Below are 16,871 nucleotides of genomic sequence, written 5' to 3'. Positions count from 1 at the left end.
GGGGTACGGGCGCCGCGCCGACACGGGGGCGGGCGCCGCCGGGGCGACGCCCGCCAGGCCGCGGGGAGGCGGGGAGGACGGGAGCGCTGCCGGCTCAGGAACCGCCGGCCACGCCCACCGGCACGGACTCCAGGCCGTGCCGCTCCCGGGCGGTCGCCGCGATCCGGGTGAGGAAGTCGCGCACGTGGTTGGAGGCCGACGGGCTCAGCCAGCCGGGGTCGATGTCGCAGACCAGCACCTTCACCGGGCTGTCGGCCAGCACCATCGGCAGGGTGTGCACCACCGTGGAGGGGAAGCTGACCACCGTGGCCGCCACCGGTCCGCGGCGGGCCACCAGTTCCAGCGGAAGGTCCGGGCGCACGACCTCCAGCCCGGCGGCGGCGATCCGTTCGAGCTTGTCCGGCCGCTCCCGGCGGTGTGCGAAGTAGCGGTCGGCGCCGAGCCGCTCGGCGAGGGCCCGCACGCCGTCGAGGTAGCGCTCGGTGTCCACCACGCCGGTCTCGGCCAGCGACGAGCCGATCAGGTCCACCCGGTCCTCCACCCGCGGCGCGGCGAACCGGCGGCGGGTCCAGGTGAAGCGGTTCTCGGTGACGGTGATGCCGGGCGGGGGCGGGGGCGTCAGCGAGCTGAACAGCTCCACCCGCTGGACCGGGCCACCGTCCCCCCCGGCGCCCGGGGAGAGCCGGCGGGCGGCGGCGACCGCCGCGCGGGGCGGGACGCCGTCGCGGTGCCAGCGCACCAGGGGCCGGCCCTCGGCGAGCAGCGGCACCAGCTCCATGGTGGCCGTGCCGTCGTCGACCAGCACCACGTCCCGGGCCCGGCTGAGCGGCAGCAGCCGCTGGATCAGCCCGGAGAAGGGGTCGCCGATGACCAGTCGGCGGGCGCCCAGCAGCCGGGGCAGCAGGGCGGAGCCCGAGCGCAGCAGGCCGGCGGCGCCGGCCCGCACGTCGTAGGGGGTCACCCGCACGCCCTCGCCGCGCGCCAGCCTCGCCACGGCGGCGAGCTGCTCGCGGGTGGCGGGGTCCCTGGGGAGCAGGACGGCCGCCTCCACGGGAGAGCCGCCCGCGGACGGCGGCGCCGGGACGCGCGGACCGGGGAGGGCCCCCGGGGCGGACCCGGCCGCGCCGCGCGGGGCGGCGGCGGCCGGGTCGCCCTGGGGGCCGCCGGCGCAGGCCCATTCCAGGAGGTTGAGCAGCTGCGCCGGGCTCTCCACCAGCGCGAGGGTTCGGGTCATGCGGTGGCTTCGGCCGCCTCGGCGGCCAGCTGCCCCGGAACGCGGCGCAGCTTGCGCATGGCCGCCTTCTCGCCCTCGTAGACCTTCTTCACGCCGTCGCCGAGGGCGGTCTCGATGGTGCGGATGTCGCGCACCAGGCGCTGCAGGCCGCCCGGCTCGACGGAGGCGGCCTGGTCGGAGCCCCACATGGCGCGGTCGAGGGTGATGTGGCGCTCGACGAAGGTGGCGCCCAGGGCCACGGCGGCCAGGGTGGTCTGCAGGCCGGTCTCGTGGCCGGAGTAGCCGATCGGCACGTTCGGGTACTCGCGCTCCAGGGTGTTGATCATCCGGAGGTTGAGCTCCTCGGCCGGGGCCGGGTAGGTGCTGGTGGCGTGGCAGAGCACGATGCGCTCGCTGCCGAGCACCTCCACGGCGTGCCGGATCTGGCGCGGGGTGGACATGCCGGTGGACAGGATGACGGTCTTGCCGGTCTCCCGCAGGCGGATCAGCAGCTCGTCGTCGGTGAGGGAGGCGGAGGCCACCTTGTGGGCGACGACGTCGAGCTTCTCCAGGAAGTCGACGCTGGGCACGTCCCAGGGGGAGGCGAACCAGTGGATGCCGCGCTCGGTGCAGCGCTCGCCGATGGCGCGGTAGTCGTCCTCGCCGAACTCCACGCGGTGGCGGTACTCCAGGTAGGTCATCACGCCCCACGGCGTGTCACGCTCGATCTCCCACTGGTCCTTGGGGACGCAGATCTCGGGGGTGCGCTTCTGGAACTTCACCGCGTCACAGCCGGCCTCGGCGGCGGCGTCGATGAGCGCGAACGCGTTCTCCAGGTCGCCGTTGTGGTTGATGCCGATCTCACCCACGATGTAGACCGGCTGGCCCGGCCCCACCTGACGGTCGCCGATGGTGCGGACGCGCGCCGGGTTGGAGGTGGGGTAAGTCATCAGGAGAGTTCCTTTCCGAGGATCCAAGCCGCGATCTCGCGGATGGCACCGTACCCGCCGCGCACGGTGGTCACCGCGCGTGCTCTGGCACGGACGACGTCATGCGCATCGGCGACCGCGATGGGCCAGCCGACCAGGTCGAAGCAGGGGAGGTCGTTGACGTCGTTTCCGACGTAGACCACCCGCTCCGGCGCGATTCCCTGTTCCTCGCACCACTTCTTGAGGGCGAGGTCCTTGCGGTCGATGCCGTGCAGGACGGGCACGCGCAGCTTGGCGGCCCGGGCGGCGACGACCGGGTTGGTCTCGGTGGACAGGATCAGCACGGGGATCCCGGCGCGGCGCAGCGCCGCGATGCCGAGGCCGTCACCGCGGTGGACGGATACCGTCTCGCGGCCTTCGGAGTCGACCTGCACCCGGTCGTCGGTCTGGGTGCCGTCGAAGTCGAGGACGATGGCGTCGATGGCGTCGCGTTCGGGGCGCGGGGTGACCTCGACGTCGGGGGCGGCGGCGCTGTCCAGCAGCGGGGCCAGGGCGCGGGCGCGGGCGAGCTCGTTGGGCTCGTCGATCTCCAGCACGCGGGCGGGGTCGGTGCGCACCAGGGCGACGCGGCCGAAGAAGCGGTGGCCGGCGCGGCGGAGTCCGGCGGTGCGCATGGCGTAGGCGGCGCCGGTCTCCAGGAGGTCCTGCGGGCGGTCCTGGCGGCGGGGCCGGAACGCGGCGTCGTGGTTGACGCCGTGCGCGCCGGTGGGGCCGGCGGTGGCGCCGCCGGGGGTGGCGGTGGTGGCCTCGGGGTCGCCCTCGCGCCAGACGAAGCCGTGGAAGGGGGCGACGGTGAGCGCGGAGTCGGCGCCGTCGACGGTGACCGCGGCGATGACGCCGTCGATGTCCTGGGCGGTGATGAAGGGGCTGGTGCACTGGACGAGGACGACCACGTCGGCCTCGGCGTCGCCGTGGCGGGCGGCGTCGGCGTCGACCGCGTGCAGCAGGGCGGACTCGCTGGTGGCGCCGTCGCCGGCCAGTTCGGCGGGGCGGTCGATGACGTCGGCGCCGGCCTGGCGGGCGACGGCGGCGATGCCCGGGTCGTCGGTGGAGACGACCACGCGGGTGGCGCGGCGGGCGGCGAGCGCGGCCTGCACGGCGCGGGCGACCAGCGGGATGCCGCCGACGGGGGCGGTGTTCTTCCCGGGCACGCCCTTGGAGCCGCCGCGGGCGGGGATGACCACCAGGGCGGTGGCGGTGGGCGTCGCCGCGGGGTGCGGGAGCTGCGCGGGAATGGTGGTGGGGGCGGGGGTGCTGCCGGCGCCGTCGTCGTTGACGGATGCTGCGGGATTCACGTGGAACTGACCCTTCGTTGCGTTCTCGGTCACAACTGCCCCCACCGGCGGACCGCCCGGCCGTCGGAGATCACGACGGCGGCGGCCGCCCGAAGGCCCGCCCACCGGTGTGACGAGGGAGGGCGTGTTCGTGGTCGTGTCATCGTTGCTCTTCTCCGTTACCGGGTTCCGTCGCGTGCCCACCGCGTCATCACTCGTGGTGACTGGGGCCGAACGACCCGGCAGCGTCCGCGGGGGACACGACGTCGTGGGTGATCCGGCGACCCGGGGAGGACCATGGGGCGACGGAGTAGATCACGTCCGCGGGAGCAGTCCGCCGCACCGAGCCAGCCGCACCGACCGGCCGAGAATCTGACAGCTTCACACCGGGCAGAGGCTTCTCATGTTAGCGCATAGTCAGACACGTTGCATCCCCAGCGTTGTGACAGTGCTCACACTCAAAAGCGCTCGGCCCAGCGGCCGGCCGCCCGTGGCTCCACTTAAGCGCGGCGCCGGCGCTCCTGACGGAACGCGGGGAGAACAGCAGGGAAACAAGAGACGTGCCCACGATCAACGACCATTCGTGGACACGTCTCATCCCTTGACAGCGCGAGAAGGAAGCGGAGCGGGGACCTCCGCTTCAGCCGCCGCAGGGGCCTGCCGTCAGAGCTGTCCCCAGCGACGCACCGCCGGCGCCACGCGCTGCACGGCGACCCGGTAGGCGGTGCGCGCCCCGTTGCGCACGACCTCGCGCACCACGCGCTGGGCGGCCGGCACGGGGCCGGCCTGGGCGGCAGCGGAGTCGTTGAACCCCCGGAGCGGGACGCCCTGGGGGTCCAGACCGTTCCGGGCGAGGATGCGCGGCAGGTAGCCGCCGGCGTTCTCCACGGTGTAGTAGGGGCGCAGGGGCGGCAGCGCCTCGGCGGCGCGGAGCTCGCCGATGCGCTCCCGCAGGGCGCGGAAGGGTTCGTCGTCGTCGACGCCGTGGCGGCGCAGCCAGGCCGGGTCGGCGACGGGGGCGGCGCCGGCGTCTATGGCGTCCCAGGAGGTGGCGCAGCCGGAGCCGACGAACTGGTGGTTGCCGAGCACCTCGCGGACGCCGAGGTCGGTGAGGACCGCGGTGGGGATGCCGCGGTACATGGCCTCCAGGGCGGCGGTGGAGCTGACGGTGACGCACAGGTCGGTGCGGTCCAGGACGTCGGACATGTTGCCGTAGACGAGCTGGAGGTTGGGCGGGGCCCCGTTCGGCAGGCGGCGCACCAGGTGCTGGTAGGGGTACTCCTCGATGTGGGTGGTGTGCTCGCCGGGGCGGCTGCGCAGCTTGACCAGCACGTCGCGTTCGGGGTGGCGGCGGGCGTGCTCCGCGGCGCGCCGGATGAGGTACATCCGTTCGGCGCGGTCGGCGGGGCTGGAGGGCTGGGTGACGAAGCACACCGTGTAGCGGCGTTCCCCGCGTTCGCTGGCGGCGGGTTCGTAGGGGGCGCCGCCGAGGAAGGGGAGCGCCGTGCGCACGACGGAGTCGGGGTCGACGCCGAGGGGTTCGTAGACGGCGCGGAAGCGGTCGACGTCGGCGGCGCTGTTGGCCAGGACGACGTCGGCGCCGGCGCGCAGCAGCAGGCCGTCGGTGAGCTTCTCGTAGACGACGCCGACGTAGCCGGTGACGACGACCGGGCGGCGGGGCGCGTCGCCCCAGGCGCGCCGCAGGCCGTGCAGGGCGGAGGCGATGGTGCCGCCGACTCCGGCGAGGATGACGACGTCCGCGGTGCGCAGGCCGGAATCGGCGAGGAGCTCCGCCATGGTGACCTCACGGGCGAAGTCGGGACGTACGCCGACCTCCTCCAGCTGGCGCCGGGTGGGGGTGGCGCGGCCGCGCAGGAAGTGCGCGTGCAGCTCCGCGTCGCCGTCGATCTGGCGCGCCAGCAGCGCGCCCCACTTCCAGCGCGAGTCGGAGTCCGCGAAGACGTCGATGCGCATGTGTTTCCGTGTCACTCGCCTGCTCCCGGGAATCGCCTGCTGTTCCGCTCCACCCCGGGCGTCAGGGGCGTTGCCGCCGGCCGGATCCCGTGGTGGCGGAGGAGTTCGCCGATCCTTCGGGGATGCGGGGGGCAGGGGCGGTTCAGAACGGGCACGGAGAGAAACGTAGGAAGGATCGATGACGCCATGCCCAACAGTAAGCTAATGAGAGGTTAACAGGCGGCAGACAAGTATCCACATCGGGGTCAGACTGTTACAAATCGGTCACCAATTGGCGGCTTTTCGGCCGCCGTCACCGGCAACTCACACACCGAGTTCATCGCACACACATCCGTCGTTCACCCTCAGTACACCTGTACGGCATCGAACACCCGAGCACGGCCACTAGAGTGGCCGACACGTGCGGCCGGACGCGACGACGGACGCAGTAGTCTCCATCCGGGCGTGGCCCTGCACCCCGCCCCATCACTGCCGGTATCTGGAGTCCCCTTGTGAAGCTTTCGGTCATCGTCCCTTTCTACAATGTGCAGGAGTATGCTCCGGACACACTGCGCAGCCTCGCCGTCAACGCCAGGGACGACTTCGAATTCCTGCTGGTGAACGACTGCGCCAGGGACGCGACACCCGAGATATTGGAGCGCTTCGCCCCCCGTCTGCCCAACGCCCGGGTGATCCACCACGAGGTCAACCGCGGCCTCGCCGGGGCCCGCAACACCGGGCTGGACGCGGCGCAGGGGCGCTACATCGCGTTCCTGGACGGCGACGACTGGCTGGGGCCCGGTTACCTGGAGCAACTGCTCGCCGCCATCGAGCGGCACGGCTGCGACTTCATCCGGGTGGACCACGTCCAGGTGACGGGGCGCAAGCGGGTCATCCACCGGGCGCCGGAGGCGCGCCGCAACCAGGTGCTGGACCCCCGCGACTCGATACTACCGGCGGACCAGTCCACCATGGTGGACTACCCGTACGCCTGGGCCGGCGTCTTCGACGGCGAGCGCATGGACCGCGAGCTGCTGCGCTTCGACGCCCAGCTGCGCACCGCCGAGGACCGCCCCTGGATCTGGCGCCTGCACCGCAAGGCCGAGTCCTACGCCGTCGTCAGCCTGCACGGCCTGTTCTACCGGCGCGGCATCAGCTCCTCGCTGACCCAGATCGGCGACATCCGGCAGCTGGACTTCATCGCGTCGTTCGACACCGTCCTGGCCGAGCTGGCCGACGACCCGGAGGTCGGCCGCCTGATGCCCAAGGCCGTCCGGACCTACTGCGCGATCATCGCCCACCACCTGAAGAACTCGGAGCGGTACGAGCCGGAGGTCGCGCGCCGGCTGCGCACCATGGCGCGGGAGGCGCTGGACTCGATGGACCAGGACGTGCTGAAGCAGACGTTCGACGCCATGCCCCCGGAGCGGCGGGCGCTGCTGGGCCGCCTGCGCGGTCGCGTGCGGACGGCGGTCAGCCTGTGATCAGGATCGCCGCCGCCTCCACCCTGTACGGGGCCGCGACCGTCGCCGCGGCGCTGGACGCCGGCATGTTCGGCGAGGACCGCCCGGGTGACCGCACCATCCTGCTGGTGTGCAACAACGTCGCCGTGCCGGAGATCACGCCCGCCCTGGACGAGATGCCCGGGTTCGAGGCGCTTCGGCCGGCCTTCGACGCGGTGGTGTCCTGGAACCAGGTCATCCGGCCCTACCACCCGAGCGGCTGGTCGCCCCGCGCGGACGACTGCGTGCTGTGGGAGCGGGCCTTCCGCCGCGAGCTCGACCTCGGCGACGAGCCGGTGGAGCTGCTACTGGAGTCCATCCAGGTCAACCCGGCCCGCGCCATCGCCGCCGTCTTCCCGGACGCGCCGGTCGAGGTCTACGCCGACGGCCTGATGAGCTACGGCCCCACCCGGGACAAGCTCCCGCCGTCCCTGCACCGGCGCATCCGCCGGCTGCTCTACCTCGACCTGGCCCCGGGGCTGCGTCCGCTGCTGCTGTCCGAGTACCAGGTCCCCGCCGAGACGGTGCCGCTCGACGCCGTGCGCAAGGTGCTGGCGGAGGTCACCACCGCCTCCGCGGCGGCGGTCGCGGCGGCCCGTCCGGTCGTCGAGGAGGGCGCGCAGGGCCCCGCCCTGCTGCTCGGCCAGTACCTCGCGGCGCTGGACATCCTCACCCCGCAGGAGGAGGAGGAGCTCCACGTGCGGATGGTGCGCGGCGCGGTCGCCGCGGGCCACCGGAACGTGGTGTTCAAGCCGCACCCCTCCGCGCCCGAGCGCTACTCGCGCGCCCTGGAGGAGGCCGCCTCCGCCGCCGGGGCCACCCTGAGCGTGTACGACCAGCCGGTGCTCGCCGAGGTGCTCTACGAGACGCTCCGGCCGGGCCTGGTGGTCGGCTGCTTCTCCACGGCGCTGCTGACCGCCGCGGCGCTCTACGACATCCCCGTGGCCCGGGTGGGCACCGAGCTGCTGTTCGAGCGCCTGACGCCCTACGAGAACAGCAACCGGATCCCGGTGGTCGTCGTGGACACGCTCGTCCCGGACCTCGGCGACCCGCAGGCGCTGCGGCGCGCCGACGGCGGCCTGCTGCTGGACGAGGCCGGCACGGTGGACCGGCTGGCGCCGCTGGTGCGGGCCGTGGGCTACTGCATGCGCTCCGAGGCGTACCCGCACCTGCGGGAGGAGACCATCGCCTGGCTCAACACCCACCTGCCCGCCGAGAAGCGCTACTTCAAGCGGCGCCGGCTGACCGCGCTGGAGCTGCCCGGGGGGCTGCCCGTCCGGGCGCGCCGCCTGCGCAAGAACCCGGTGGTCCGCAAGGTCGCGATGACGGTCCGCAACCGGTTCTGACCGGCCCGGCGCCGGTTCCGGGCGACGGGGCCAAGACGCGAGGAGGGGGATCGACCACCGGGTCGATCCCCCTCCTCGCGTTCGCGCGTCGTGCGGGCGCCGGCGGCCCCGCCGGGGCGGTGGCCGCCGACGACGTCAGCCCCGCGGGTCGGCTCCACCGCCGGCACCGGCGGGGACGTCCGCGGTGGGGCGCCCGGCCGCCGCGCCCGCCTGGCCGGGGACCGGCGGCGCGCCGGCCCCCCGGCTGGCGGCCGTCTCCGCGTTCACGGCCGTCTCCTTGCCCGCGGCCGTCTCCTTGCCCGCGGCCGGACCGTCCGGGCGCAGCATGATCACCCGCGACACCAGGAAGGTGACCGGGATCGCGGCCATCGCCGCGACCAGCGGGGCGAAGCGGTCCCCCATGCCCACCAGGTCCACCAGCACGTAGACGCCGCCGGTGGTGATCACGAAGTTGGTGACGTTGGTGAGCGGGAACAGCAGGAACTTCCGCCAGGTCGGACGGGTGCGGTAGGTGAACCAGGAGTTCATGAAGAACGAGCCGACCATGCTCAGCGCGAAGGCCCCGACGTGCGCCACCAGATAGGGCAGGAAGGAGAGGCCGAGCAGGTACAGGGCGTAGTACGTGCCGGTGTTGACCACACCGACCAGGCCGAAGCGGACCGCCTGCCAGAACATCAGCGCCCCACGCCCTGGGCGGAGCGCTGGCCGACCAGCTCGGACTCGGGGCGTCCGCCGTCCCGTCCGGAGAACCGCACGGCGAGCGGCTCCAGGGCGCTGTCGATGTTGGAGCGGCGCACCAGGTAGTGCGGGCGCCGCTTGACCTCGTAGTAGATGCGTCCCACGTACTCGCCCACCACGCCCAGCATGATCATCTGGGTGCCGGAGAGCCCGGTGATGGCAACCAGCAGGGTCACGTAACCGGGGACGTCCGGACCGTTGAAGATCGCGGAGCCGACCACCCACACCACGTAGAGGGCGGCCAGGGCCATCAGCACCAGTCCGAGGTAGACGGACAGCCGCAGCGGCCGGTTGTTGAAGGAGAGCAGGCCGTCGAGGCCGTAGTTGAGCAGCTTCCCGAACGTCCACTTGCTCTGCCCCTCCTCCCGCAGGGCGTTCTCGTACTCGAAGGTCACGGTGTCGAAACCGACCCAGGAGAACAGGCCCTTGGAGAAGCGGTTGTACTCGTTCAGCTCCAGCAGGGCGTCGACCGCGCGGCGGGAGAGCAGGCGGAAGTCGCCGACGCCGTCCACCAGCTCGACGTCCACCAGCCGGTTGATCAGCCAGTAGTACAGCCGCGCCATGAGCGTCCGGCTGAAGCGGTCGCCCTTCCGGGTCCGCCTGGCGATGACCTGGTCGTGGCCGGCGGCGTGCAGCTCCAGCATCCGGTGCATGAGCTCCGGCGGGTGCTGCAGGTCGGCGTCCATGATGATCACGGCGTCGCCCGTGGCGTTGCGCAGCCCGGCGAGCATGGCCGCTTCCTTGCCGAAGTTCCGGCTGAACGAGACGAAGCGGACGCGCGAGTCCCGCTCGGCCAGCTCCTCCAGCAGGCGCGCGGTGGCGTCGGAGCTGCCGTCGTCCACGAGGACCATCTCGTAGTCGTGGCCGGTGTCCTGAGCGATTTCACTGACCCGCGAATGGAACCGCTCGATCACCCGCTCCTCGTTGAAGCACGGCACGACGATCGAGAATCGCATCTTTGCCCCCAAGGCAGGGTCCAAACCCCGGGCGTCGTCTTCGAGTCGCCGTTCGATCGGCGCAGCAGCCACGGGACAGGGCTGGACAGGTGTCACAACACGCTAGGGAGCTTACCTGTCGAGTAGGTGAACTCCAAGGCAACAGGGGGTTGGCTACAACAGGCTATCAGCCGACGAACCTGGCGCCGGAGGATTGACTGTTATTGTCGCCGCAAAAACAGGAGCCCCCTCCCGGGCAGTCCGTTCCGCGCGCGTGCCAGAATCGCAACTGGAGGAAGAATGCCGACCGCCACCGGCCGGGGCCGCCCCACCCCCGCGGGCGCGGAACCCCCCGCTCAGGACGACCACCCCGAGGCGGCCCGCACACCACCCCCGCGGGACGGCACCGGGACCACCCGGCGACGGCTGCCGGCGCACGGCGGACGCACGGCCGCGGCGGCCGGCGCGCTCGCCACGCTCGCCTTCTGCCTGTCGCAGATCGCCGGGAGCATCTTCCCCTTCGGCCCCGCGTCCCGCAACGTCAACGACCTCGCGAACCAGTACGTCCCGTACCACGCGCACCTGCGCGACCTCCTCCTCGGCCGCGGCGACGGCGACTGGCTGTTCAACTGGCAGTCCGGATACGGCTCCAGCTTCCTGCCCGACGTCGGCACCTACCTCAGCAGCCCGATCAACCTGCTGGTCGTCCTCTTCCCGCACGACCGCATCGACCTGGCGGTCCACACCATCATCGTGGTGAAGATCGCCCTCGCCGCCGCCGTCATGGCGTTGCTGCTGCTCCGCATCGCCCCGGGCGGCCCCGACCGGCGGGCCCCGTGGCCGGTCGCCGCGGTGCTCGGCGCGGCCTACGCGCTGTGCGGCTGGACGCTCTCCGCCGGCTCGTACAACCCCATGTGGCTGGACGGCCTGATCGGCCTGCCCCTGCTCTTCCTCGTCGCCGAGTGGGCCCGCGAGGGCCGCCACGCCGTGCTCTCCCCGGTGGTCGTCGGCTACGTCTGGTTCACCAACTTCTACACCGGCTACATGACGACCGTGGGCGCCGCCGTCTACCTGCTCATCCGGCTGAGCGCCGGCGCCGCCGGCCCGCGCGAGTGGGGCGCCACCCTGCTGCGCGCCGTGCGCGCCGTCGCCATCGGCATCGCCATGGCCGCCCCCCTGGTGGCCGTGATCTACCTCGCCACCCGGACCGCCAGCCCGATACCGCCCGCCGAGTTCGCCCCGAGCAGCTGGAACGACGTGCTCGCCCGGCTGCTCCCGGCCACCTACAGCTTCTCCGCGCCGGCGCTCTTCGTCGGCACCGGCACCCTGCTCGTCGCGCTCAGCCTGCCCTTCCACCGGCAGGTCGCCCCGCGCACCCGGCTGGTGTGGTCCCTCGCCCTGGTCGGCGTCGCCGTCTCCTTCCAGTGGACGCCCACCCACCTGCTGTGGCACGCCTTCACCTCGCCCAACGGCAGCTCCTACCGCCAGGCCTTCGTGCTCAGCGCCCTGCTGGTCGTCGCGGCCTGGCTGGCCCTCGCCCACGGCCTGCCGGACCGCAGGGCCCTGCTCGGCGGCGGCGTGCTCGCCGTGCTCCTCCTCGCCGGGGCGGCCGGCAGCCAGTACCTCAGCGACCGGTCGGTGCCGCTCTTCGTGGCCTGCGCCGTCGCCACCATCGGCGGGATCGCCCTCGCCCGGTGGGCCCGCGCCCGCGGCACGACCGCCCTCGCCCTCGGCGTCGTGGTGGCCCTGGCCGCCGTGCAGTGCGTGGAGGCGGCCGTCGCCAACCTGGAGATCGAACGGGCCCGCGTGGAGCACCTGGACGACTACCCCACCTGGGGCCCGTGGCACGACGGCATCCGCCGCGAGGTGCTCGCCGGCGACGGCTGGCCGGAGTACCGCACCGACACCGGCGAGTCCCGCATCACCGGCAACGACCCGATGCTGTTCGGCGGGCAGGGAGCCAACTACTACAGCAGCCTGACGTCCGAGACCATGGTGAACACCTACACCGCCCTCGGCTTCGGCTGGACCTCCACCCAGCGCTCCCCCCGCTCCCTGGACAACCCGGTCACCGACGCCATCTACTCCGTCGGCGTCCGGGTCCGCTCCCCCGAGGGCTCCGACAACACCGCCGACGACGTCACCTCCACCCGCACCGAGGTCCCCCCGCTGGTCACCGTGCGCCCCGGCGGCGAACCGCCGCGCTTCGGCGCCAACGCCTTCGAGAACCAGGAACTGCTGCTCGGCAGCGACGTCTACGAGGTGCCCACCACCACGGTGACCGCGCGCCAGGACTCCACGGTCACCGAACACGACGACGGCCACACCACGATCGACCCCGCCGAGGACACCGACGGCCCCACCCACCTCCTCCAGGCCCGCTGCGCCCCCGGCACCGACGTCTACCTGTGGGCCCCCGACTACCGGGGCGTGGCCGCCCTGGCCGGCACCGAGGGCTCCATGATCCGCAGCCGGATGCCCTCCCAGGGCGCCGGCATGCGCCACCTGGGCACCGTCCCGGACTCCGGCGAGGTCACCGTCGAACTCGACGCCGAACGCCCCGCCGCCCTGCCCGCGGGCCCCGTCGGCTGCCTCGACGACGCCGCCCTCGACCAGGCCGTCCAGGACCTCACCGAGACCGGCGCCACCGACATCGAGGTCGGCGGGCACTCCATCAGCGCCGAACTGCCCGCCGGCACCACCGGATGGGCCGTCATCGCCGCGCCCCGCATCTCCGGCTGGAGCTGCGCCTCCGGCGACGGCACCCCCCGCCCCGCCGACGACTACCTCGGCCTGCTCGCCGTGCCGCTGGAGGACGGCGACACCACCGTCAGCTGCTCCTTCCGCCCCCCGGGCATGCGCCTGGGCGGCGCGGTCGGCACCGCCGGCCTCGCCGGACTGGTCCTCATCGGCATCCTCGACCGGCGCCGCCGCCGCACCGCCGACACCCCGCCCCCGCCCGCCGTCCCCCGGCAGGCCCCGTAACCCCCGGTGGGTCGGGACCCCCGGTCCCGACCCACCACCCCCCGCCGACGCCCACCCGGCCCCGCCCCCGGCGCTACGCCTTCGGGCGGGGCTGGGCCATTTCCACGAACATGGCCTCCAGGAAGTCGCGGCACCAGGCCATCAGCTCCCGGCCGACCAGCGGGCGGCCGCCGATGGCCGCCGTCGTCGGGCGCGGGACCAGCAGCTGGCGCGCCGACTCCTTCACCACCGAGCGCGGGTACAGGCGCTTCAGCCGCAGCTCCTGCGACTCCCGCAGCTCCACCGGCCCGAACCGGACGTTGTTGCCCTGCAGGGTGACGTCCTCGATGCCGCAGTCCCGCGCCAGCAGCCGCAGGTCCGCCACCAGCAGCAGGTTCTCCACCTGCTCCGGCAGCGGGCCGTAGCGGTCGGTCAGCTCCTCGCGCACCTGCTCGATCCCCTCCTTCGAGGAGATCGCCGCGATCGACCGGTACGCCTGCAGCCGCAGCCGCTCACCCGGCGCGTAGTCGTGCGGGACGTGCGCGTCCACCGGCAGCTCGATCTTGACCTCCAGCGGCGGCTCCGCGACCTCCTCCGCGCCCCCGGCGGCCAGCTGCTCGCGGTACTCGGTGACCGCCTCGCCCACCATCCGCATGTACAGGTCGAAACCCACGCCCGCGATGTGCCCGGACTGCTCCCCGCCCAGCAGGTTGCCGGCGCCGCGGATCTCCAGGTCCTTCATGGCCACGTACATGCCCGCGCCCATCTCGGTGTGCTGCGCGATCGTCGCCAGCCGCTCGTGCGCCGTCTCGGTCAGCGGCTTCTCCGGCGGGTACAGGAAGTAGGCGTAGCCCCGCTCCCGGCCACGGCCCACCCGGCCGCGCAGCTGGTGCAGCTGGGACAGGCCGAAGGTGTCGCCGCGCTCCACGATCAGCGTGTTCGCGTTCGAGATGTCGATGCCCGACTCCACGATGGTGGTGGCCACCAGGACGTCGAACTCCTTCTCCCAGAAGTCCACCACCACCTTCTCCAGCGCCGTCTCCCCCATCTGGCCGTGTGCCGTGGCGATCCGCGCCTCCGGCACCAGCTCGCGCAGCCGCTGCGCCGCCCGGTCGATGGTCTCCACCCGGTTGTGGATGTAGAACACCTGGCCCTCGCGCAGCAGCTCCCGGCGGACCGCCGCGGCGATCTGCTTGTCCTCGTACGGCCCGACGAAGGTCAGCACCGGGTGCCGCTCCTCCGGCGGGGTGGTGATCGTGGACATCTCCCGGATGCCGGTCACCGCCATCTCCAGCGTCCGCGGGATCGGCGTGGCGGACATGGTCAGCACGTCCACGTTCGCCCGCAGCTTCTTCAGCTGCTCCTTGTGCTCGACGCCGAACCGCTGCTCCTCGTCGACGATGACCAGGCCGAGGTCCTTGAAGCGGGTCGAGGAGGCGAACAACCGGTGGGTGCCGATCACCACGTCCACCGTGCCGTCGGACAGGCCGCTCAGCACCGCCTCGGCCTCCTTCTCGCTCTGGAAGCGGGACAGCGCCCGCACCGTGACCGGGAAGTTGGCGTACCGCTCGGAGAACGTCGAGTAGTGCTGCTGCACCAGCAGCGTGGTCGGCACCAGCACGGCCACCTGCTTGCCGTCCTGCACCGCCTTGAACGCGGCCCGCACCGCGATCTCGGTCTTGCCGTAGCCCACGTCGCCGCAGATCAGCCGGTCCATCGGCACCGGCTTCTCCATGTCGGCCTTGACCTCGCCGATCGTGGTCAGCTGGTCCGGGGTCTCCGCGTACGGGAAGGCGTCCTCCAGCTCCCGCTGCCACGGCGTGTCCGGGCCGAAGGCGTGCCCCGGCGCGGCCATCCGCGCCGAGTACAGCTGGATCAGCTCGCCGGCGATCTCCTTGACCGCCTTGCGCGCCCGCTGCTTGGTCTTCGCCCAGTCCGCGCCGCCCAGGCGGTGCATCGACGGCGCCTCGCCACCCACGTACTTGGTGATCTGCTCCAGCTGGTCCGTCGGCACGAACAGCCGGTCCCCCGGGTGCCCGCGCTTGGCCGGCGCGTACTCCAGCACCAGGTACTCGCGGGTGGCGCCCTGCACGGTGCGCTGCACCATCTCCACGTAGCGGCCCACGCCGTGCTGCTCGTGCACCACGTAGTCGCCGGCCTGCAGGGTGAGCGGATCCACCTGCTTGCGGCGGCGCGACGGCATCCGCCGCATGTCCTTGGTGGAGGACTTCTGCCCGGCCAGGTCGGTCTCGGTGAGCAGCGCCACCTTCAGCTCCGGGGCCAGGAACCCGTGGTCCAGGCCGGCCGTCGCCACGTGCACCACCGACGGCTCCGGCGAGCCGGGCAGCTCCGGATCCAGCCGGGCCGCCACGCCCTCCCCGCCCAGCACCTCCACCAGCCGGGCGGCCGAGCCGGCGCCCTCGGTGGCCAGCACCGCGCGCCAGCCGTCGGAGAGCCAGCCCTTCAGGTCCGCCAGCGCCCGGGCGGTGTCACCGCGGTAGGTCTCCACCTCCACCAGGCCCAGGTGCAGCGCGTCCGCCTCGGCGGCGGAGGCGTCCAGCGCCGAGAGGGAGACCGGCGACGGGTCGCCGGCGTCACCGCCGCTGGTGGCGAACGGGCTCATCGACCACCACGGCATGCCCAGCTCCCGGGCGCGCTCCCGCACGTCCGCGATGCCCCACAGCGAGGCGGCGGTGACGTCCACGTCCCCCACCTCGTCCAGCGGCCGGTCCCCGCCGACCGCCGCCGCCACCCAGGACGCCTGCTGGAACTCCCGGCTGGTCGCCACCAGGTCACCGGCCCGGGTGCGCACCCGCTCCGGGTCGCAGACCACGGTCAGGCTGCCCGCCGGCAGCACGTCGATCAGCAGCTCCATGTCGTCCACCAGCACCGGCGCCAGCGACTCCATGCCCTCCACCGCGATGCCCTCGGCGATCCGGCCCAGGATGTCGCCCAGCTCCGGATGGCGCTCGGCCAGCTCGGCCGCGCGCGAGCGCACCGCGTCGGTGAGCAGCAGCTCACGGCAGGGCGGCGCCCACAGGCCGTGCTCGCACACCTCCAGCGAGCGCTGGTCGGCGACCTTGAAGTAGCGGATCTCCTCGACCGTGTCGCCCCAGAACTCCACCCGCAGGGGGTGCTCCTCGGTGGGCGGGAAGACGTCCAGGATGCCGCCGCGCACCGCGAAGTCGCCGCGCTTCTCCACCAGCTCCACGCGGGCGTAGGCGGCGGCCGCCAGCCGCTCCACCGTCTCGTCCAGCGAGATGTCCTGCCCGGCGCGCAGCGCCACCGGCTCCAGGTCGGCCAGCCCGGCGACCTGCGGCTGCAGCACGCTGCGCACCGGCGCGACCACCACCCGGACCGGGCCCGCGGCGGGGTCGGCGCCGGGCGAGAGGTCGGGGTGGGCGAGCCGGCGCAGCACCGCCAGGCGGCGGCCGACGGTGTCCGAGCGGGGCGAGAGGCGCTCGTGCGGCAGGGTCTCCCAGGCGGGGTACTCCACGACGCTGTCCGGCGGCAGGAGCGAACGCAGGGCGGCGACCAGGTCCTCGGACTCCCGGCCGGTGGCGGTCACGGCGAGCACCACGCCGCCACCGCCGGGCGTGCCGCCGCGGTCGCCGGCGCCCGCCAGGGCGCGGGCCCGGGCCAGCGAGGCCAGCACGAAGGGCCGCGCGGCGGGCGGGCCGATCAGGTCGAGGTGGTGCCGGTTGCCGGCACGAGCCGCTTCGATCGCCTCGGCGACCGCGGGGTCCCGGTCGACGAGGTCGAGCAGTCCGACAAGGCTCATGGGGTGTGGACCGTCCTTCGGGGCAACACGAAGAACCCGGCAGGCCGGGCGGCGGGGGGCCGTCGGGCGCCAGGACCGGGCGGGTTCCCAGAGTACGCCCGCGCGGGGACCGGCGAGCGCCGACGCCGTCCGCACCCCGGGACGCGCGGCGGACGGCCGGCGGCCCGGCGGCGACC

Annotated in this window: 9 protein-coding genes and 1 pseudogene; 3 read left to right on the top strand and 7 right to left on the bottom strand. The window is 73.3% G+C overall.

What is annotated here, in order from left to right; all coding sequences use genetic code 11:
- Nucleotides 1–94: 94 nt before the first annotated feature.
- The 4 genes from FHU37_RS14880 to FHU37_RS14865 form a co-directional block, all read right to left on the bottom strand.
- Nucleotides 95–1,234 carry a hypothetical protein gene (locus FHU37_RS14880; RefSeq protein ID WP_179814652.1) on the bottom strand — a complete coding sequence of 380 codons (1,140 nt, stop codon included), beginning with the start codon at nucleotides 1,232–1,234 and terminating at the stop codon, nucleotides 95–97.
- A complete protein-coding gene (locus tag FHU37_RS14875) occupies nucleotides 1,231–2,163 on the bottom strand; it encodes an N-acetylneuraminate synthase family protein (RefSeq protein WP_179814651.1) in 933 nt (310 codons plus the stop codon). Before FHU37_RS14875 ends, FHU37_RS14880 begins: the two co-directional genes overlap by 4 nt.
- The gene (locus FHU37_RS14870; protein WP_376774032.1) at nucleotides 2,163–3,437 is read right to left on the bottom strand and encodes a cytidylyltransferase domain-containing protein; all 1,275 of its coding nucleotides are present in this window, start codon (nucleotides 3,435–3,437) and stop codon (nucleotides 2,163–2,165) included. The genes FHU37_RS14875 and FHU37_RS14870 overlap by 1 nt, the downstream gene beginning before the upstream one ends.
- A 702-nt stretch (nucleotides 3,438–4,139) precedes the next feature.
- Nucleotides 4,140–5,450, bottom strand: a complete 1,311-nt coding sequence (locus FHU37_RS14865) for a DUF6716 putative glycosyltransferase (RefSeq protein ID WP_179816286.1) — start codon at nucleotides 5,448–5,450, stop codon at nucleotides 4,140–4,142.
- A gap of 476 nt (nucleotides 5,451–5,926) precedes the next feature.
- Here FHU37_RS14865 and FHU37_RS14860 point away from each other — a divergent pair, with 476 nt between their 5' ends.
- Nucleotides 5,927–6,913, top strand: a complete 987-nt coding sequence (locus FHU37_RS14860; RefSeq protein WP_179816285.1) for a glycosyltransferase family 2 protein — start codon at nucleotides 5,927–5,929, stop codon at nucleotides 6,911–6,913.
- The gene (locus FHU37_RS14855; RefSeq protein ID WP_179814650.1) at nucleotides 6,910–8,277 is read left to right on the top strand and encodes a polysialyltransferase family glycosyltransferase; all 1,368 of its coding nucleotides are present in this window, start codon (nucleotides 6,910–6,912) and stop codon (nucleotides 8,275–8,277) included. The genes FHU37_RS14860 and FHU37_RS14855 overlap by 4 nt, the downstream gene beginning before the upstream one ends.
- Before the next feature lie 288 nt (nucleotides 8,278–8,565).
- Here the strand turns inward: FHU37_RS14855 and FHU37_RS14850 are convergent.
- A pseudogene (locus FHU37_RS14850) lies at nucleotides 8,566–8,952 on the bottom strand (GtrA family protein); the annotation flags it as partial.
- Nucleotides 8,952–9,971, bottom strand: a complete 1,020-nt coding sequence (locus FHU37_RS14845; protein ID WP_179814648.1) for a glycosyltransferase family 2 protein — start codon at nucleotides 9,969–9,971, stop codon at nucleotides 8,952–8,954. The gene FHU37_RS14845 and the pseudogene FHU37_RS14850, both read right to left, overlap by 1 nt.
- A 279-nt stretch (nucleotides 9,972–10,250) precedes the next feature.
- Between FHU37_RS14845 and FHU37_RS14840 the strand changes: the two genes are divergently transcribed.
- Nucleotides 10,251–12,935 carry a YfhO family protein gene (locus FHU37_RS14840; protein ID WP_179814647.1) on the top strand — a complete coding sequence of 895 codons (2,685 nt, stop codon included), beginning with the start codon at nucleotides 10,251–10,253 and terminating at the stop codon, nucleotides 12,933–12,935.
- A 73-nt stretch (nucleotides 12,936–13,008) separates the two neighbouring features.
- Here the strand turns inward: FHU37_RS14840 and mfd are convergent, their stop codons facing one another.
- The gene (gene mfd, locus FHU37_RS14835; protein ID WP_179814646.1) at nucleotides 13,009–16,695 is read right to left on the bottom strand and encodes a transcription-repair coupling factor; all 3,687 of its coding nucleotides are present in this window, start codon (nucleotides 16,693–16,695) and stop codon (nucleotides 13,009–13,011) included.
- Nucleotides 16,696–16,871: the final 176 nt, after the last annotated feature.

The sequence above is a fragment of the Allostreptomyces psammosilenae genome, assembly GCF_013407765.1.
GTDB lineage: Bacteria > Actinomycetota > Actinomycetes > Streptomycetales > Streptomycetaceae > Allostreptomyces > Allostreptomyces psammosilenae.
The sequence above is the reverse complement of the archived record's forward strand: the minus strand, read 5'-3'. Positions and strand labels throughout refer to the sequence as shown.